Genomic DNA, 18,175 nt, shown 5'->3' with positions numbered 1-18,175 from the left:
GACCGTACTCGCCCGTCACTCACGACGGTCATCTGCGGTTGCACCCTGGGGAGTTGGCCATGAGCGTGACGAGTCGGTACCGGGCTGCCTGGGAGGGATTCTGGCGCGAGGCGCCCGACGAGCAGGGGGCGGTGTTCTGGGACGCCGAGCCGGGGGTGACCGCCGCCGTCCACGTCTCCCTCTTCGAACGGCGACTGACCGACCCGGGCCTGCCCATGGTCGACCTCGGCTGCGGAAACGGTACCCAGACCCGGTTCCTCGCGCAGCACTTCCCGCGCGTCCTGGGCGCCGACATAGCCGAGGCCGCCCTCGAACACGCCCGGCACGCCGACCCCGCCGGACAGGCCGGCTACCGGTGCCTGGACGCGGCCGACAAGACCGAGACCGAGGCGCTGCACGCCGAACTGGGCGACGCCAACGTCTACATGCGGGGCGTGCTGCACCAGTGCGAGCCCGACGACCGGCAGCCGATGATCGACGCCATCGCCACGCTGGTCGGCGACCGCGGCCGGGCCTTCCTCGTCGAACTCTCCGAGGCCGCCCGCCCCATCCTCAGCGGCCTCGCCCAGAGCCCGTCCGGTCCGCCGCCCAAGCTCGCCCCGGTCTTCCGCCACGGCATAGCCCCCGGCGAGGTCGCCGACGACGCCTTCCCCGCCTACCTGCGCACCGCCGGCCTCACCGTCCTCGAAAGCGGAGAACTCCCATTGAAGACAACCGAGTTCACCCCGGACGGGGAGCCGATCGTGCTCCCGTCGAAGTGGCTGCTGGCGGGCCGGGAGAACTGACGGACCCGGGGCGGGGGCGGACCCGGGCACCGTCAGGGCCTGACGGCACGTCACCTGGATGGGGGCACCCCCGCCCGTCGTACCGTGGCCCCGGCGCGCTCCGGCGCGTAACGTGACCGACCATGAAGATCCTCATCAGCGCCGACATGGAGGGCGCCACCGGGGTGACCTGGCCCGGTGACGTGCTGCCCGGGGCGCCGCAGTGGGAGCGCTGCCGGTCGATGTTCACCTCCGACGTCAACGCCGCCGCGCTCGGCTTCTACGACGGCGGTGCCGACGAGGTCCTCATCAACGAGGCCCACTGGAGCATGCGCAACCTGCTCCTGGAGCACCTCGACGAACGCGCCGAGATGCTCACCGGCCGCCACAAGTCCCTCTCCATGGTCGAGGGCGTCCAGCACGGCGACGTCGACGGCATCGCCTTCGTCGGCTACCACGCCGGCGCCGGCATGGAGGGCGTCCTCGCCCACACCTACCTCGCCAACTCCCTCACCGGCGTCTGGCTGAACGGCGTCCGCGCCAGCGAGGGCCTGCTCAACGCGCACGTCGTCGCCGAGTACGGCGTCCCCGTCGTCCTGGTCACCGGCGACGACGTGGCCTGCGAGGACGCCCTCGGCTACGCGCCCGAGGCGCTCAAGGTCGCCGTCAAGGACCATGTCTCGCGCTACGCGGCCGTGTGCCGGACGCCCGCCAGGACGGCCGCCGACATCCGCGCCGCCGCCAAGGACGCGGCCCGCCTCGCGGTCCGGCACGAACCCGTGACCGGCGGCCCGTTCACCCTCGCCATGGAGTTCGACGCCGAGCACCTCGCCCTCGCCGCCACCGTCGTCCCCGGCGTCGAGCGCACCGGCGAGCGGAAGGTGGCGTACACCGAGGGCACCATGTACGACGGCATCCGCACCTTCAAGGCCGTCACCACGATCGTCTCGGCCGCGGTGGAGGAGCAGTATGGCTGACGAGCAGGCGCTGGACGAGGTCGTCCGGTTCACCTCGGAACTGATCCGCATCGACACAGCCAACTTCGGCGGCGGCGACTGCCGGGAGCGGCCCGCCGCCGAGTACGCGGCGGAGCGGCTGGCCGGGGCCGGCCTGGAACCGGTCCTGCTGGAGCGGACCGCGGGCCGCACCAACGTCGTCGCCCGGATCGAGGGCACCGACCCGACGGCCGACGCCCTGCTGGTCCACGGCCACCTCGACGTCGTGCCCGCCCAGGCCGACGACTGGAGCGTCGACCCCTTCTCCGGGGAGGTCCGCGACGGGGTCGTGTGGGGCCGGGGCGCCGTCGACATGAAGAACATGGACGCGATGATCCTGGCGGTGGTGCGGTCCTGGGCCCGCGAGGGCGTACGGCCGCGCCGGGACGTCGTCATCGCCTTCACCGCCGACGAGGAGGCCAGCGCCGTCGACGGCTCCGGTTTCCTCGCCGACCACCACCCCCAGCTGTTCGAGGGCTGCACCGAGGGCGTCAGCGAGTCCGGCGCCTTCACCTTCCACGACGGCACCGGCCGCCACCTCTACCCGATCGCCGCCGGGGAGCGCGGCACCGGCTGGCTCAGGCTCACCGCGCGCGGCCGGGCCGGACACGGCTCCAAGGTCAACCGGGAGAACGCGGTCACCCGGCTCGCCGCCGCCGTCACCCGTATCGGCGAGCACCAGTGGCCGCCGCGCCTCACCCCGACGGTCACCGCCGCCCTCACCGAACTCGCCGCCCTCTACGGCATCGAGCCCGACCTGCACGAGGTCGACCTGCTGCTCGACAAGCTCGGCCCGGCCGCCAAGCTGGTCGAGGCCACCGTCCGCAACAGCGCCAACCCGACGATGCTGGACGCCGGTTACAAGGTGAACGTCATCCCCGGGGAGGCCGTCGCCTTCGTCGACGGACGCTATCTGCCCGGCACCGAGGACGAGTTCCGCGCCACCCTCGACCGGCTCACCGGCCCCGACGTCGACTGGGAGTTCCACCACCGCGAGGTCGCCCTCCAGGCACCCGTCGACTCACCGACCTACGCCCGGATGCGGGCCGCCGTCGAGGAGTTCGCGCCCGAGGGGCATGTGGTGCCGTACTGCATGTCCGGCGGCACCGACGCCAAGCAGTTCTCCCGGCTCGGCATCACCGGCTACGGCTTCGCCCCGCTCAAGCTGCCCGAGGGGCTCGACTACCAGGCGCTCTTCCACGGCGTCGACGAACGCGTCCCCGTCGAGGCACTGCACTTCGGCGTCCGGGTCCTGGACCGATTCCTGCGCACGGCATAGGAGACACGGTGGAGACGAAGGCGTACGGTTCCTGGCCCTCACCCGTCGACGCGGCCCTGGCCGCCGCGCACGACGGGAACCCCGAGTGGGTGGGCTTCGTCGGCGACGAGGGCTGGTGGACCGAACCCCGCCCGGCCGAGGGCGGCCGGCGGACCCTGGTGCGCGGGAGCACCCGGGAGTCCGTGCTGCCCGCGCCCTGGAACGTCCGCAGCCGGGTCATCGAGTACGGTGGCCGGCCCTGGGCCGGTGCGGTGCGCGCCGACGGCCGCCCGCTGCTGGTTTTCGTCCACTTCGACGACCAGCGGCTGTACCGGTGGGAACCCGGTGGCGAACCCCGTCCGCTCACCCCGCCCGGACTCCGCTGGGCCGAGCCGCAGTTGCTGCTGGACCGAGGCGAAGTCTGGTGCGTCCTGGAGGAGTCCACCGGCGACGGGCCGGGTGACGTACGGCGGGTGCTCGCCGCCGTACCGCTGGACGGCTCGGCCGGGACCGACCGGGCCGCCGTCCGCGAACTCACCCCCGAGCGGCACCGGTTCGTGACCGGACCCCGGCTCTCGCCAGGCGGCCGCCGGGCCGCCTGGCTCGCCTGGGACCATCCCCGGATGCCCTGGGACGGCACGGAACTGCTGGTCGCCGAGGTCGGCGCCGACGGCCTGCTGGGCGAGCCCCGCACGGTCGCGGGCGGACCGCAGGAGTCCGTCGCCCAGGCCGAGTGGTCCGCGGACGGCCGGCTGCTGTACGCGAGCGACCGCAGCGGCTGGTGGAACCTCTACCGCGACGGCACCCCGCTGTGCCCGCGCGAGGAGGAGTTCGCCGGACCGCTCTGGAAACTCGGCCAGCGCTGGTTCGCACCGCTGGACAACGGACTGATCGCCGTCGTCCACGGGCGCGGGGCGGCCGCGCTCGGGATACTGGACCCGGAGTCCGGCGAGGTCGCCGACGCGGCCGGTCCCTGGACCGAGTTCGCGCCCACCCTCGCCGTGCACGGCTCCCGCGTCCTCGCGGTCGGCGCCGGCCCGCGCACCGGGGCCGAGGTCGTGGAACTCGACACCGCCGGCGGCCGGGCCCGGTGCGTCGGCACCCCGCACCACGACCCCGTCGACCCCGCCCTCTACCCCGAGCCGCAGGTCCGCACCTTCGCCGGCCCGGACGGCCGCGAGGTGCACGCCCACCTCTACCCGCCCCACCACCCCGGCCACACCGCCCCCGACGGCGAACTGCCCCCGTACGTCGTCTGGGCGCACGGCGGCCCCACCAGCAGGGCACCCCTCGTCCTCGACCTGGCCATCGCCTACTTCACCTCCCGGGGCATCGGGGTCGCCGAGGTCAACTACGGCGGCTCGACCGGCTACGGGCGCGCGTACCGCAACCGGCTGCGCGAACAGTGGGGCGTGGTCGACGTCGAGGACTGCGCGGCGGTCGCCCTCGCCCTCGCCGCGGAGGGCACCGCCGACCGCGGGCGCCTGGCGATCCGGGGCGGCAGCGCCGGCGGCTGGACCGCCGCCGCCTCCCTGACCGGCACCGACGTCTACGCCTGCGGCACCATCAGCTACCCGATCCTCGACCTCACCGGCTGGGGCACCGGCGAGACCCACGACTTCGAGTCCCGCTACCTGGAGTCCCTGATCGGACCCCTCGCCGAGGTGCCCGAGCGGTACCGGGAACGGTCGCCCAGCGAGCACGCCGACCGGCTCACCGCGCCGTTCCTGCTGCTCCAGGGCCTGGACGACGTGATCTGCCCGCCCGTGCAGTGCGAACGCTTCCTCGCCAGGCTCGACGGACGGCACGTCCCGCACGTCTACCTCACCTTCGAGGGGGAGGGCCACGGCTTCCGCCGCGCCGAGACCATGGTCCGCGCCCTGGAGGCCGAACTCGCCCTGTACGCCCATGTCTTCGGACTGGACGTGCCCGGCATCCCCGGACTGGAGTGGCAGAAGTGACGGAACTCGTCAGGCCGCCGAGGCTCACGCCCGGCGCCCGGGTCGCCATCGTCGCGCCGAGCGGGCCGGTCCTGGAGGAGCGGCTCCAGGCCGGCCTCGACATCCTGCGCGGCTGGGACCTCGACCCGGTGGTGGCACCCCATGTCCTCGACCGGGACCGGCGGCTGGGCTATCTCGCCGGCCGCGACGCCGACCGCGCGGCCGACCTCCAGCGCGCCTGGTGCGACCCGTCCGTGGCCGCCGTGCTCTGCGCCCGCGGCGGCTACGGCGCCCAGCGCGTCGTCGACCTGCTCGACTGGGACGCCCTGCGGGCCGCCGGACCGAAGGTGTTCGTCGGCTTCAGCGACGCGACCGTGCTGCACGAGGCGTTCGCGACCCGGCTGGGGCTCGCCACCCTGTACGGGCCGGTCGCCGCGGGCGCCGACTTCGTCAAGAGCGCCGAGGCGCAGGAGCACCTGCGGGCCACGCTCCTCGCCCCGGAGACGGTCCGCACGATCACCGCGCGCGGCACCGCGCTGGTCCCCGGCCGGGCCCGGGGCGTCACCGTCGGCGGCTGCCTGCGCCTGCTCGCGACCGGCCTCGGCACCCCGCACACCCACCCCGGCGCGCGCGGCGGACTGCTCCTCCTGGAGGACGTGGGCGAGCAGCCGTACAGCCTCGACCGGAGCGTCACCCAGCTGCTGCGCTCCGGCTGGCTCGACGGTGTCGCCGGGATCCTGCTCGGCTCCTGGGACCGGTGCGGACCCTACGACGAGGTGCGGGCGATGCTCGCCGACCGGCTCGGCGGGCTGGGCGTGCCGGTGCTGGAGGAGTTCGGGTTCGGGCACTGCGACAACGGCCTGACCGTCCCGCTCGGGGTGGCGGCGGAGCTGGACGCGGACGCGGGCACGCTCACCCTGGCGGAGCCCGCCCTGCGCTGAGATCACCCGCGCCACCGGGATCCGGCTGCGCGTAGGGTGGCGGGATGCCGCACACCGCTTCCCGCTTCCTCGCCGAGGGCCCACGCGTGGGCATCCGGCACTACACCTACGAGGACGGCGCCGAGTTCATCGGCCGGGCCAGGGAGAGCAAGGACCTCCACCAGCCCTGGCTGTTCCCGCCGACCACGGACGCGGCGTACGCCGGCTACGCGGGACGGCTGATCGAGGACCGCACCAAGGCCGGGTTCCTGGTCTGCGAGAAGGACACCGCGGAACGCGGCACAGAAAACGGCACAGAAGACGGCGCAGACCGCGGTGCGGCACACGGCGCGGAACCCGGCGGGGCGATCGCCGGGTTCATCAACATCAACAACATCGTCGAGGGCGGCTTCCAGTGCGGCGCCCTCGGGTACGGCGCGTTCGCGCACGCGGTCGGCCGGGGCCTGATGCGCGAGGGCCTGGGGCTCGTCGTCGACCACGCCTTCGGGCCGATGCGGCTGCACCGCCTGGAGATCAACGTCCAGCCGGGCAACGCGGCGTCGATCGCGCTGGCCCGCGGCGCCGGGTTCCGGCTGGAGGGCTTCTCACCCGGAATGATCTACATCGACGGGGCCTGGCGGGACCACGAGCGGTGGGCGATCACGGCGGAGCTGCGGACCACGGGCTGAACCGGACGGCCTTTGCGCAATCCTGACCGGCAGATCCCCTGGCCGGTTCACCGCACTGCGGGTTCCATGTGATCGTGACGAGGATCCGACGTGAGGTACTGACCCTGCCCGCGGCGGAGCCGGGCCCGGACAACCCGCTGCCCCCGCTCCGGCTCCCCGACGGGACGCACCGCCCGGACGACCGCGACGGTCTGCCGCGCGACACGGCCCGGCAGAGCGGCTACGGCCCGCCGCGCGGTGTGCTGCCCGTACGGATCCGGGACGGCTACGGCAGAGCCCGCGAGCCCCGTGCCCTCGACGCCCTCGTGATCGAGAACGGCCGGCTGCGGGCCACCGTCCTGCCCGGCCTCGGCGGCCGCGTCGCCTCCCTCGTCCACCTGCCCACCGGACGCGAACTTTTCTACCGCAACCCGGTGTTCCAGCCCGCGGGCCTCGCCCTCGACGGCGCCTGGTACTCCGGCGGCATCGCATGGGACATCGGCGCCACCGGCCGCACCACCCTCGCCTGCGCCCCTGTGCACGCGGCCCGCGTCCCGGCCCCCGACGGCGGTGAGATGCTGCGCCTCTGGGAGTGGGAGCGAGTGAGCGACCTGCCCTTCCAGGTCGACCTCTGGCTCCCCGACGGCTCCGACTTCCTCCGGGTCGGCGTCCGCGTCCGCAACCCGCACGAACACCCGGTACCGCTCCACTGGTGGTCCAGTACCGCCGTGCCGGAGGACCGCCGGGTCGTCGTCCCGGCCGAGGAGGCCTGGGAGTCCGGGCCCGGGCGGCCACCGCGCCGGGTGCCGGTCCCACCGCACGGCCCCCAGCCCCCGTACGCCACCGACTGGTTCTACGACATCCCGGACGGGCGGCGGCGCTGGATCGCCGCGCTGGACGCCGACGGGCACGGGCTGGCGCAGGCGTCGACCGACGGACCGAGGGGCCGCGGGCAGTTCGTGTGGGGCTCCGGGCCCGGCGGCCGGCGCTGGCAGGAGTGGCTCACCGAGCCCGGCACCGGCGGCTACCGCGAGATCCGGTCCGGGCTCGCCCGCACCGGGCCGGAGCACGTCCGGCTGGCGGCGGAGAGCGAGGTGACCTGGCTGGAGGCGTACGGACCTCTGTCGGCACCGCCGGACCAGGCCGAGCGCGCGCTGGAACTCGCCCTGCCCCGCGCCGGACTGGACGCCGCGCACGCCGCCTGGCTGCCGTGCGCCGACACCGAGCCCGGCGAACTCCTCGCCCGCGGATCTGGCTGGGGCGCCCTCGAAGTGCTGCGCGCCGACCGGAAGCTGCCCGGCACGCCCTTCCCCGAGAGCACGCTCGGCGAGGACCAGGCGCCCTGGCGGGAGCTGCTGCGCACCGGCACCCTGCCCGAACCCCGCAGGGTGCGGCCGCCCGGCCCGACCCTGGTCGCCCCGCACTGGCGGGACATGCTGGAGACGGCGCCCGCGACCCCGCACACCGAGTACCACCTCGGTGTCGCCCAGTGGCACGCGGGCGACCGCGCCCAGGCCGTCCGCAGCTGGGAGCGCGCGCTCCGGCTCGCCCCGTCGCTGTGGCCGTCGCTGCGCTGCCTCGCCGTCGCCGACCAGGAGTACGGGCAGCACGAGCGGGCCGCCGACCGTTACGCCGACGCCTTCGACGACCTGTGCCGGGAGCGGCGGGACGACGGCGAGGTCTGGACGGCGGCCGGCGCCGCGCTCGGCCGCGAGGCCCTCGAAGCGCTGCTGCGGGTGGGGCGGGCCGCGGACGCCCGCGCCGTGTGGGAGGCGCTGCCGCCCACCACCCGGCGGCGCGGCCGGTTCCGGCTGCTGGAAGCGGAGTTGCTGCTCGCGGAGGGCCGACGGGCGGACGCCCGCGCCGTGTTCGACGAGGGGTTCGAGGTCGCCGACCTGCGGGAGGGCTCGGACGCCGTCGGCCGGCTGTGGCGGCGGCTCGGTGACGAGCCGCTGCCCGCCCGCTACGACTTCCGGACGCGCCCGCCCGGTCCCTGACCGGTCCCTGACCGGCGGCGCCCCGGTCGCCCCGGGCCGCCGGGGCTCAGCCGGAGTGCTGGTCGACGTACTCGAAGATCGAGCCGTCCGGATGCATCGCGATCAGGTTGCGGCCGGCGGGGGTGGGCACCGGCCCCGCGATGATCCGCGCGCCGAGACCGCTGAGCAGCCGGTGAGCCGCCTCCACGTCCTTCACGGCGATCGTCGCGGCCACCTTGCGCAGCACCTCCAGCTCCTCCGGCGGGCCGCTCATCAGGAGGAAGGAGCCCACCGCGGCGACCTGGACGCCGCCGCGTTCGGACCGGAGGGCTCTGCCGCCGGAGAGGCGTTCGTAGAACGGGATCGCGGTATCGAGGTCGTCGACGCAGATGCGCAGGGAGGCGCCCAGAATCTCCATGCGACGAGCTTAGGGGGTGGCGGGGCTCTCGACGGGCGGTGTTTGAGCGTCCCGCCTAGGGTTACGCGAGGGGCGTCGGCGAGTCGCGCCCGCCGGAGGCACAGGGTGAGCGTCCGACTCCGTCGCGTGACCGGCCGGCCCTCGCCCCAGCCGCCGAGGGCACCGGAACCCGCCGCGGACGACCCCCGGGAAGGAGCCCCATGAACACCGCCGAACTCGTCGAACTCGCCCAGCAGTTGCGCGTGGACAGCGTGCGGGCGGCCGCCGCGGCCGAGTCCGGGCATCCCACCTCCTCGATGTCCGCCGCCGATCTCATGGCCGTCCTGCTCGCCCACCACCTGCGCTACGACTTCGACCGCCCCGCCCACCCCGGCAACGACCGCCTCATCCTCTCCAAGGGCCACGCCTCACCCCTGCTGTACGCCGCCTACAAGGCCGTCGGCGCCATCGACGACGCCGAACTGCTCACCTTCCGCAGGCTCGGCTCCCACCTGGAGGGGCACCCCACCCCGCGCCGGCTGCCGTGGGTCGAGACCGCCACCGGCTCCCTCGGGCAGGGCCTGCCGGTCGGCGTCGGCATCGCGCTGTCCGGGAAGCGGCTGGAGCACAGCCGGTACCGGACGTGGGTGCTGTGCGGGGACAGCGAACTGGCGGAGGGCTCCGTGTGGGAGGCCGCCGAACACGCCGGGTACGAGCACCTCGACAACCTCACCGCGATCGTGGACGTCAACCGGCTCGGCCAGCGCGGCCCCACCCGGCACGGCCACGACCTCGACGCCTACGCCCGCCGCTTCCAGGCCTTCGGCTGGCACACCGTGGAGGTCGACGGCCACGACGTGGACGCCGTCGACCGGGCCTTCCGGGAGGCCGGGGGCATCGCCGGACAGCCCACCGCGATCCTCGCCCGCACCCGCAAGGGCCGGGGCGTCGCCTCCGTCGAGGACCGCGAGGGCATGCACGGCAAGCCGCTGCCCCACCCCGAGGAGGCCGTCGCCGAACTGGGCGGCGTGCGCGACCTCAGGGTCCATGTGCAGGAGCCGCCCGCCGCCCGGGCACTGCACTCCGTGTCCACCGGCGCCCTCGAACTCCCGCGCTACGAGCGGGGCGACGAGGTCGCCACCCGCGACGCCTTCGGCAAGGCGCTGGTCGCGCTCGGCACCGCCCGCGCCGACGTCGTCGCGCTGGACGGCGAGGTCGGCGACTCCACCCGCACCGAACTCTTCGGCAAGGAACACCCCGACCGCTACTTCGAGTTCTACATCGCCGAACAGCAACTCCTCGCCGCCGCCGTCGGCATGGCCGCGCGCGGCTGGGTGCCGTACGCCGCCACCTTCGCCGCCTTCCTCACCCGCGCCCACGACTTCGTGCGCATGGCGTCGATCAGCGGCAGCGGGATCAACGTGGTCGGCTCGCACGCGGGCGTGGCGATCGGACAGGACGGGCCCTCCCAGATGGGCCTGGAGGACCTGGCGATGTTCCGCTCGGTGTACGGCTCGACCGTGCTCTACCCGTGCGACGCCAACCAGACCGCCAGGCTCGTCGCGGCCATGGCGGGACTGGACGGCATCCGGTACCTGCGCACCACGCGCGGGGCGAGCCCGGTGATCTACCCGCCGGACGAGGAGTTCCCGGTCGGCGGCAGCAAGGTGCTGCGCTCCTCGGACGCGGACCGGCTGACGGTGGTCGCCGCCGGGGTCACCCTGCACGAGGCGCTGAAGGCCGCCGACGCGCTCGCCGAGGAGGGCATCGCGGTCCGGGTCGTCGACCTGTACTCCGTCAAGCCCGCCGACCGCCGGACGCTGCGCCGGGCCGCCGAGGAGACCGGCTGCCTGCTCACCGTCGAGGACCACCACGAGGAGGGCGGGCTCGGCGACGCGGTCGCGGAGGCGTTCACCGACGGCAGGCCGGTGCCGCGCCTGGTCCGGCTGGCCGTGCGGACGATGCCCGGTTCGGCCGAGCCCGACGAGCAGCTGCACGCCGCCGGCATCGACGCCATGGCGATCGCGGCGGCCGGCCGGCTCCTCGTGGAGGAAGCGGTGGTGCGATGACCGCCCGCCGCGGGCCGAGATACGTCTACGCCGTCTGCCGGCCGTTCGAGGCGGCCCTCCAGGCCCAGCTCACCGGCGTGGCCGACGCCCCGCCCGGCCTGCTCCGGCACCACGGACTGGTGGCCGTCGTCAGCACGGTCCCGGAGGCGGAGTTCGCCGAGGAGCCGCTGCGCGCCCGGCTCGCCGACCCCGACTGGTGGGCCGCGACCGTCCGGGCCCACGAGGGCGTCGTCGACGCGCTGACCACGGTCACCACCCCGCTGCCGCTGCGGCCCGCCACGGTCTTCCGCGACGACAGCGCCGTACGCACGATGCTGGAGGCGCGCGAGACCGAGTTCCTGCGCACCCTCGACCGGCTCGCCGGCCGGGTCGAATGGCGCGTGGCGGTGTACGCCGGGCAGGAGGGCGACCGGGCCGCCGGGGAGTTCGCCCGCGAGGTGCACGAACGGCTCGCCCGGCTCGCCGAGGACGTCCGGCTGCGCGCCCCGCGGGGGGCGAAGGCGTTCGACGCCGCCTACCTCGTCCCCCGCGCGCAGTGCGAGGAATTCGTGGAGACCGTCGACCGCGCGAAGACCGGGGCACCCGGGGCCCGCCTGGAACTCGGCGGCCCCCGGGCGGCCTACTCCTTCACGGAGCGGCCGGAGGCGGCGGGGCGGCCGGGGACCCGGTGAGGGGTACCCGGCGGCCGGCCCGTCACCGGGACTTGCGGGCGAGGATCTCCCCGTGCAGCACGGCGAACCAGCCGTCCTCCTGCCGCGCCCACTCCCGCCAGGCCGCCGCGATGCCGTGCAGCTGCTCGGTCGTGGCGTGCCCGCCGCTCGTGGCCCGCTCGGCGTAGGCGGAGGCGACCGTACGGTCCGCCCACAGCCCGCCCCACCACTCCCGCTCCGCGTCCGTGCTGTACGTCCAGGTGCCGGAGGTCGCGGTGATGTCGGTGAGCCCCGCCGCCAGCGCCCAGGACTTCAGCCGCCGCCCGGCGTCCGGCTCGCCCCCGTTGGCGCGGGCCACCCGCCGGTACAGCTCCGACCAGTCGTCCATGCCGGGCACCGCCGGGTACCAGGTCATCGCCGCGTAGTCCGAGTCGCGTACGGCGATGAAACCGCCGGGCTTGGTCACCCGGTGCATCTCGCGCAGCGCCCGCACCGGGTCGCCGACGTGCTGGAGCACCTGGTGGGCGTGGACCACGCAGAACGTGTCGTCCGGGTAGTCCAGGGCGTGCACGTCGGCGACCGCGAAGTCCACGTTCGTCAGCCCGCGCGCGGCGGCGGTCTCCCGGGCCTGCTCCAGGACGCCCGGCGCGTGGTCGACACCGGTGACCCGGCCGTCCGGGACCAGCTCCGCCAGGTCGGCGGTGATGGTCCCCGGGCCGCAGCCGATGTCCAGGATCCTCATGTGCGGCTTCAGTGAACCGAGCAGGTAGGCGGCGGAGTTGGCGGCGGTGCGCCAGGTGTGGGAGCGCAGCACCGACTCGTGGTGCCCGTGCGTGTAGACGGCGGTCTCCTGCGGCTTGGACATGACTCAACCCCTTCGCGTCACACCGGCGGACGGGGCCGGACGACCCCGTCCCGCGGTATCCGCAACGCTACGCCCGCATGCCGAATGGTGAGACCTGCGTTTTACCATGTGGACTGACGATTCGTCAGGGGCGGTACACGGTCAGCGCCCGCGGCAGCTTCTCCACGGTCATCTCGCCCGCCACGTCCGTGACTTCACCGTCGTAGGCGAGACCGGTCCCGGCCGCGAGGCCGGTCAGGCGCAGCCGGCTCACCTTGACCTCCGCGTGCATGGGCGAGCGGGTCAGCGGGCCCGCCACGGCGGCGGACAGGAGCCGGAGCGCGGGGTACCGGCCGCCGTGCACCACCCGGACGTCGAGCTGCCCGTCCGCCAGGTCGGTGCGGCGGCCCGGCGTCAGCCCCATCCGGCGGTAGACGCAGTTGCCGACGAACAGCAGCCACAACGGATGCTTCCCGCCACCGAGTTCGACCTCCAGCGGGTGCCGGTCCGCCCGCAGCACCCGCACCGCCGCGAGCACCTCGGCCGGCCAGCCGCCGATCCGGCGCGCCCACCGCTCCCGCTCCCTCACCAGCTCCGGATAGACCCCCAGACTGAGCGTGTTGAGGAAGACACCGGTCCGGCCGCCGGAGGTGAAGCGGCCCACGTCCACCCGGACCGCGTCGCCCTCGCGCACCGCCCGGCCCAGATCACGGCCGTCCTCCACGGCCAGGTCGTACGCGAAGTGGTTGAGGGTGCCCCCGGGCAGCACCGCGAGCGGCAGGCCGTGGCGCAGCGCGGCCGTCGCGGCCGCGTTCACGGTGCCGTCGCCACCGCACACCCCGAGCGCCCGCGCCCGCAGCGCCGCCTTCTCCAACTCGGCCTTCACCTCCTCGGGTTCGCACTCCACCAGCTCCGCCTTCGGCAGCTTGTCGCGCAGCGCCCGGACCCGGTCGGAGCTGCCGGAGGCCCGGTTGGCGACGACCACCAGACCGTCCCCGTCGGGCAGCGCCGGGGCGTCGGCGCGCGGCCGGGGCGGCGGACCGGTCTGCGCCCGGGTCGGCACCAGCCGCCGTACGGCGAAGGCGGCGCCCACGCCCAGGGCCGCGCCCGCGAGCACGTCGCTCGGGAAGTGCACACCCGTGTAGACCCGGGACATCGCCACCGAGAACGCCACCGGCGCCACCACCGCGCCCCACGCCGGGGACTCCAGGGCGACCCCGGCCGCGAAGGCCGCCGCCGACGCGGCATGACCGGACGGGAACGAGGTGGTGATCGGCTGCCGCTTCAGCTGCCGCGCCACCGGCACCGGGTCCAGGAGCGGCCGCGGGCGGCGCACCGAACGCTTGCCCAGGGTGTTGATGGTCAGGGAGGCCAGGGCGAGCGAGGCCGCGCCGCGGACGGCGGCGCGACGGGCGCGGGGGGTACGGGAGGCGGCGATCGCGGCGGCCGCGGCGAACCACAGCACCCCGTGGTTGGCGCCGCGGCTCAGCCGGGGCAGGACCTCCGAGGCGCCGGGCCAGTGCCGTTCGGCTGCCACCTCGAACAGCCGGGAGTCGAGGGCGAGCAGCCGGTCACGCAGCGCGTGCCGGCCGGGCTTGGGGGCGGTGAGGTCGACGTCTGGGCTCATGCGGGTCCGGTTACCCTGAAGTCGCCGTTTCTTGTCGGCATGCGGTGCGGTCGAGTGAGAGGAACCCCGGATGCGCCTGCTCCTCATACGTCATGGGCAGACCCCGACCAACGTCGACCACCTGCTCGACACGGCCGTACCGGGGCCGGGCCTGACCGCCCTCGGCCTGCGGCAGGCGGCGGCCCTCCCCGGGGCCCTCGCCGACGAGGACATCGAGGCGCTCTACGTCTCCACCCTGACCCGCACCCGGCTCACCGCCGCCCCGCTGGCCGCCGCCCGGGGCCTCGAACCGAACGTCCGCGACGGCATCCGGGAGGTCGCCGCCGGCGACCTGGAGATGCTGCCCGGCCACTCCGAACACGGTGAGCTCTACATGCGGACGGTGTTCGCCTGGGCGGACGGGGACACCGCCCTGCGCATGCCGGGCGGCGAGTCCGGAGCGGAGGCGCTGGGCCGCTACGACGCGGTGGTCGCCGAGGCCGCCGCGAGCGGCGCGGGAACCGTCGCCATGGTCAGCCACGGTGCGGTGATCCGCCTGTGGACCGCGGCCCGCGCCGACAACGTCGACGTTCCCTTCGCCGCGTCCCGCCCGCTGGACAACACCGGCGTCGTGATCCTGGAGGGCTCCCCGGCGGACGGCTGGAAGGCGCTGTCCTGGGAGGGCGCGGTCGTCGAGCCGGCGGGCGCGAGCGGCCCCACCGGAGAAGCGCTGGAGCCGGCCGCCGAGTGACGTCGGCCGGGCGCCGTCGGCGGGTGCGGGTGGGGGCGCTCGCGCAGTTCCCCGCGCGCCTTCACGGCGCGCTGCCGTGGCCCCGCTCAAGTGCGCCGGGGAACTGCGCGACCAGCCCCCGCCCACCCGCACCCGCGAGACGACGGTGTCTCGATAACGGTTTGCCCCGGGACGGGGCCGACCCGCACAATCCGTGACCATGGGACATCTGGAAGCCGCGCACCTCGAGTACTACCTCCCCGACGGGAGGGCGCTGCTCGGCGACGTGTCCTTCCGGGTGGGCGAAGGGGCTGCCGTCGCCCTGGTCGGTCCCAACGGCGCCGGCAAGACCACCCTGCTGCGGCTGATCTCCGGCGAGCTGAAGCCCCACGGCGGCACCGTCACCGTGAGCGGCGGCCTCGGAGTGATGCGCCAGTTCGTGGGCTCCGTCCGTGACGAGTCCACCGTCCGCGACCTGCTGGTGTCGGTCGCCGACCCCCGGATCCGGGAGGCCGCGCGCGCCGTCGACAAGGCCGAGCACGCCCTCATGACCGTCGACGACGAGGCCGCCCAGCTGGCGTACGCGCAGGCCCTCGCCGACTGGGCCGAGGTGCGCGGCTACGAGCACGAGACGCTCTGGGACATGTGCACCACGGCCGCCCTCGGGGTGCCGTACGACAAGGCCCAGTGGCGCCAGGTGCGCACCCTCTCCGGCGGCGAGCAGAAGCGGCTCGTGCTGGAGGCGCTGTTCCGGGGCACCGACGAGGTGCTGCTGCTCGACGAGCCGGACAACTACCTCGACGTCCCCGGCAAGCGCTGGCTGGAACAGCAGCTGGGGGAGACCCGCAAGACGGTCCTGTTCGTCTCCCACGACCGCGAGCTGCTCTCCCGCGCCGCCGAGAAGATCGTCTCCGTGGAGCCCTCGCCGACCGGCGCCGACGCCTGGGTGCACGGCGGCGGCTTCGGCACCTACCACGAGGCCCGGCGCGAACGCTTCGCCCGTTTCGAGGAGTTGCGCCGCCGCTGGGACGAGAAGCACGCCCAGCTGAAGAAGCTGGTGCTGACTCTGCGGCAGGCCGCCGCCGTCTCGCACGAGATGGCGTCCCGGTACGCGGCCGCGCAGACCCGCCTGCGCAAGTTCGAGGAGGCCGGCCCGCCGCCGGAGCCGCCGCGCGAGCAGGACATCAGGATGCGCATCAAGGGCGGCCGCACCGGCGTACGGGCCGTCACCTGCGCCGGACTCGAACTCACCGGCCTGATGAAACCCTTCGACCTGGAGGTCTTCTACGGCGAACGGGTCGCCGTCCTCGGCTCCAACGGCTCCGGCAAGTCGCACTTCCTGCGGCTGCTGGCCGGCGAGGACGTGACGCACTCGGGGCAGTGGAAGCTGGGCGCCCGGGTCGTGCCCGGACACTTCGCCCAGACCCACGCCCACCCCGAGCTGCGGGGCCGCGAGCTGCTCGACATCCTGTGGTCGGAACACTCCCAGGACCGGGGCGCCGCCATGTCCCGGCTGCGCCGCTACGAGCTCACCAACCAGGCCGAACAGACCTTCGACCGTCTCTCCGGCGGCCAGCAGGCCCGCTTCCAGATCCTCCTGCTGGAGCTCCAGGGTGTGACGGCACTGCTCCTCGACGAGCCCACCGACAACCTCGACCTGGAGTCCGCCGAGGCGCTCCAGGAGGGGCTGGAGGCCTTCGACGGCACGGTGCTCGCCGTCACCCACGACCGCTGGTTCGCCCGCTCCTTCGACCGCTACCTGGTCTTCGGCAGCGACGGCAGGGTCCGCGAGACCCCCGAGCCGGTGTGGGACGAGCGCCGGGTGGAGCGGGCGCGGTAGGCGACAGGCCCGGACGCCCGGATGTTCGTACAGTGGATGCAGGGATCCGGACCGCCGGGACGGACACGACGAGCGGGGTACACCATGACCGGAGTCGACCCCAGCCGGCTGGACGACCAGCAGCTCATGAAGGAGCTGGAGACCATCCACCGGACGCGCCACGACACCCTGCTGTACGGCTCCAACGACGCGCTGCGGGCCCACAACGAGCGCATGGCACAGCTGGAGGGCGAGTACCTGCGCCGCAACCCCCGCCGTCTCGTGGCGGCCGGCCGCACCCGGGAGGGCGCCCGGGAGCGGAACTGCGCCGAGGCGGCGGCACCGCGCACCCCGGCGGGCTGACGCCCGCGCCGCGCGGGCGCGGGCGCCGTCCCGTTCACCCGGAGCCGGCCACGGCGTCGGCCAGCTCCAGCAGGCTGCCGTAGCGCGTCGCGCGCGGCAGCCGGGAGACCCGCTCGACCAGGGCGTCGGGCGCGTGGCCGCGGCGCAGCAGCCGGGCCGCATCGCGCGGGGCCGCCGGGAAGTCGTGCCGGTTCAGGTACCGGGCCAGCTCCAGCCGCACCGTCGCCGGTGACGGCCGTTCGCCGGTCCACGGCACCACCGGGGCGCGGTACACCTCCGGATCGTCCTCGGCGGGCGGCTCGGGGTCGTTCCAGTCCTCGGTGCGGGTCGGATGCCGGGACCTCAGCAGCCCGCGCAGTTCGTGCTTCATCTCCTCGTCCCGGTGGACGCTCAACCGGGCGCTGCCTCGCTGCATGTCTCCCTCCAGGCACTCCAGGGGTGCCGTCCGCGTACCCGGGGACGGTGCGCCGACTCGGGAATCCGCCGGGGCTTCACCCGAAGGGGCGCGCGCGTCCCGCGAATGGGGTCCGGCCGCGCGCGGCCCGGCACGGGGCGGGCTGTGATGGCTGCGGGGGCACGAGCCGCGTGTCCCCGCAGCCGTACGTCCCTAGGAGCCCACGCCATGCGCCGCACCGCTCGCGCCCTGTCCGCCGCCGTCCTGGCGGGTGCCGCCGTGGCCGGCCCCGCCGCCGCGGCCACCGCCGCCGCGCCCGCGAGCTGCGCGGCGACGGGGGGACGGCCGCCCACGCCCCCCGGCGCCGCCTGCCCGCCCCGAACCGCGACCACGGGCGCCTCCCCGGCGAACGGCCCGAACTCGGGGGCGGCCCCGTGGACCGGCCAGGGTGCGGGGACGGCTCGGGGGACCGGCCCGGTCTCGGGGGCAGTCCCGGGGGCAGTCCCGGGGATCGGCCAGGATGCGGGGGCGGCTCGGGGGACCGGCCCGAACTCGGGGGCGGCTCCGTGGACCGGTCCGGGAACGGCTCCTGGAGCCCGTTCCGCGACGGATACCGGGGCGGACCCCTGGACGACCCCGGAGACGAACACCGGGACGCCCCCCGGACCGGACACCTGGACGGCCCCGACGGGATCGGGAGCGGACGCCGGGGCGGCGCCTGGGCGTGACTCCGGGGCGGACTCGGGGGCGGAACGCGGGCGTGACTCCGGGGCGGACTCGGG

Annotated in this window: 15 protein-coding genes and 1 pseudogene; 12 read left to right on the top strand and 4 right to left on the bottom strand. The window is 75.0% G+C overall.

Features of this window, described 5'->3' with window-relative positions; all coding sequences use genetic code 11:
- Positions 1–59: 59 nt before the first annotated feature.
- From ACZ619_RS32965 to ACZ619_RS32935, 7 genes are all read left to right on the top strand, one after another.
- Complete coding sequence (locus ACZ619_RS32965; RefSeq protein WP_469606776.1) at positions 60–785, top strand: class I SAM-dependent methyltransferase; 726 nt, start codon at positions 60–62, stop codon at positions 783–785.
- A gap of 122 nt (positions 786–907) precedes the next feature.
- Positions 908–1,741, top strand: a complete 834-nt coding sequence (locus tag ACZ619_RS32960) for a M55 family metallopeptidase (protein ID WP_469606773.1) — start codon at positions 908–910, stop codon at positions 1,739–1,741.
- On the top strand, positions 1,734–3,038 hold the full coding sequence (locus ACZ619_RS32955; protein WP_469606770.1) for a M20/M25/M40 family metallo-hydrolase: 1,305 nt from the start codon (positions 1,734–1,736) through the stop codon (positions 3,036–3,038). Before ACZ619_RS32960 ends, ACZ619_RS32955 begins: the two co-directional genes overlap by 8 nt.
- A gap of 8 nt (positions 3,039–3,046) precedes the next feature.
- A complete protein-coding gene (locus ACZ619_RS32950) occupies positions 3,047–4,978 on the top strand; it encodes a S9 family peptidase (protein ID WP_469606767.1) in 1,932 nt (643 codons plus the stop codon).
- Positions 4,975–5,898 (top strand): S66 peptidase family protein, encoded by a 924-nt coding sequence (locus ACZ619_RS32945; RefSeq protein ID WP_469606764.1) that lies wholly within the window; start codon positions 4,975–4,977, stop codon positions 5,896–5,898. Before ACZ619_RS32950 ends, ACZ619_RS32945 begins: the two co-directional genes overlap by 4 nt.
- A 44-nt stretch (positions 5,899–5,942) precedes the next feature.
- Entirely contained in the window at positions 5,943–6,566 is a 624-nt protein-coding gene (locus ACZ619_RS32940) for a GNAT family N-acetyltransferase (RefSeq protein ID WP_469606762.1), read from the top strand.
- Positions 6,567–6,640: 74 nt separating this feature from the next.
- Positions 6,641–8,542, top strand: a complete 1,902-nt coding sequence (locus ACZ619_RS32935; RefSeq protein WP_469606759.1) for a DUF5107 domain-containing protein — start codon at positions 6,641–6,643, stop codon at positions 8,540–8,542.
- 46 nt (positions 8,543–8,588) lie between these two features.
- Here the strand turns inward: ACZ619_RS32935 and ACZ619_RS32930 are convergent, their stop codons facing one another.
- Entirely contained in the window at positions 8,589–8,939 is a 351-nt protein-coding gene (locus ACZ619_RS32930; RefSeq protein ID WP_469606758.1) for a VOC family protein, read from the bottom strand.
- A 200-nt stretch (positions 8,940–9,139) separates the two neighbouring features.
- Here ACZ619_RS32930 and ACZ619_RS32925 point away from each other — a divergent pair, with 200 nt between their 5' ends.
- On the top strand, positions 9,140–10,987 hold the full coding sequence (locus tag ACZ619_RS32925) for a transketolase (protein ID WP_469606756.1): 1,848 nt from the start codon (positions 9,140–9,142) through the stop codon (positions 10,985–10,987).
- Complete coding sequence (locus tag ACZ619_RS32920; RefSeq protein WP_469606753.1) at positions 10,984–11,658, top strand: GvpL/GvpF family gas vesicle protein; 675 nt, start codon at positions 10,984–10,986, stop codon at positions 11,656–11,658. The genes ACZ619_RS32925 and ACZ619_RS32920 overlap by 4 nt, the downstream gene beginning before the upstream one ends.
- Before the next feature lie 22 nt (positions 11,659–11,680).
- Here ACZ619_RS32920 and ACZ619_RS32915 read toward each other — a convergent pair whose 3' ends face one another.
- Positions 11,681–12,502 (bottom strand): class I SAM-dependent methyltransferase, encoded by an 822-nt coding sequence (locus ACZ619_RS32915; RefSeq protein WP_469606750.1) that lies wholly within the window; start codon positions 12,500–12,502, stop codon positions 11,681–11,683.
- A 124-nt stretch (positions 12,503–12,626) separates the two neighbouring features.
- Positions 12,627–14,108: a phosphatase PAP2 family protein gene (locus ACZ619_RS32910; RefSeq protein WP_469606747.1), complete on the bottom strand. Its 1,482-nt coding sequence runs from the start codon at positions 14,106–14,108 to the stop codon at positions 12,627–12,629.
- A gap of 70 nt (positions 14,109–14,178) precedes the next feature.
- Here ACZ619_RS32910 and ACZ619_RS32905 point away from each other — a divergent pair, with 70 nt between their 5' ends.
- The 3 genes and pseudogenes from ACZ619_RS32905 to ACZ619_RS32895 form a co-directional block, all read left to right on the top strand.
- A complete protein-coding gene (locus tag ACZ619_RS32905) occupies positions 14,179–14,838 on the top strand; it encodes a histidine phosphatase family protein (RefSeq protein WP_469606744.1) in 660 nt (219 codons plus the stop codon).
- Between the two features lie 199 nt (positions 14,839–15,037).
- Positions 15,038–16,657, top strand: a complete 1,620-nt coding sequence (locus ACZ619_RS32900; RefSeq protein ID WP_469606742.1) for an ABC-F family ATP-binding cassette domain-containing protein — start codon at positions 15,038–15,040, stop codon at positions 16,655–16,657.
- 58 nt (positions 16,658–16,715) lie between these two features.
- Positions 16,716–16,999: pseudogene (locus ACZ619_RS32895) on the top strand (DUF6158 family protein); the annotation flags it as partial.
- A gap of 34 nt (positions 17,000–17,033) precedes the next feature.
- Here the strand turns inward: ACZ619_RS32895 and ACZ619_RS32890 are convergent.
- On the bottom strand, positions 17,034–17,414 hold the full coding sequence (locus ACZ619_RS32890) for a DUF2795 domain-containing protein (RefSeq protein WP_469606740.1): 381 nt from the start codon (positions 17,412–17,414) through the stop codon (positions 17,034–17,036).
- Between the last annotated feature and the right edge of the window lie 761 nt (positions 17,415–18,175).

This window comes from Streptomyces sp. NPDC104367, assembly GCF_055583825.1.
This window is presented reverse-complemented; position numbering and strand designations above follow the sequence as displayed.

Excerpts from the sequence above, each read along its gene's own strand:
- ACZ619_RS32940 (WP_469606762.1), top strand. The coding sequence starts at position 5,943 with ATGCCGCACACCGCTTCCCGCTTCCTCGCCGAGGGCCCACGCGTGGGC.
- ACZ619_RS32965 (WP_469606776.1), top strand. The coding sequence starts at position 60 with ATGAGCGTGACGAGTCGGTACCGGGCTGCCTGGGAGGGATTCTGGCGC.
- ACZ619_RS32930 (WP_469606758.1), bottom strand. The coding sequence starts at position 8,939 with ATGGAGATTCTGGGCGCCTCCCTGCGCATCTGCGTCGACGACCTCGAT.
- ACZ619_RS32905 (WP_469606744.1), top strand. The coding sequence starts at position 14,179 with ATGCGCCTGCTCCTCATACGTCATGGGCAGACCCCGACCAACGTCGAC.
- ACZ619_RS32920 (WP_469606753.1), top strand. The coding sequence starts at position 10,984 with ATGACCGCCCGCCGCGGGCCGAGATACGTCTACGCCGTCTGCCGGCCG.
- ACZ619_RS32960 (WP_469606773.1), top strand. The coding sequence starts at position 908 with ATGAAGATCCTCATCAGCGCCGACATGGAGGGCGCCACCGGGGTGACC.
- ACZ619_RS32890 (WP_469606740.1), bottom strand. The coding sequence starts at position 17,414 with ATGCAGCGAGGCAGCGCCCGGTTGAGCGTCCACCGGGACGAGGAGATG.
- ACZ619_RS32925 (WP_469606756.1), top strand. The coding sequence starts at position 9,140 with ATGAACACCGCCGAACTCGTCGAACTCGCCCAGCAGTTGCGCGTGGAC.
- ACZ619_RS32915 (WP_469606750.1), bottom strand. The coding sequence starts at position 12,502 with ATGTCCAAGCCGCAGGAGACCGCCGTCTACACGCACGGGCACCACGAG.
- ACZ619_RS32910 (WP_469606747.1), bottom strand. The coding sequence starts at position 14,108 with ATGAGCCCAGACGTCGACCTCACCGCCCCCAAGCCCGGCCGGCACGCG.
- ACZ619_RS32900 (WP_469606742.1), top strand. The coding sequence starts at position 15,038 with ATGGGACATCTGGAAGCCGCGCACCTCGAGTACTACCTCCCCGACGGG.
- ACZ619_RS32955 (WP_469606770.1), top strand. The coding sequence starts at position 1,734 with ATGGCTGACGAGCAGGCGCTGGACGAGGTCGTCCGGTTCACCTCGGAA.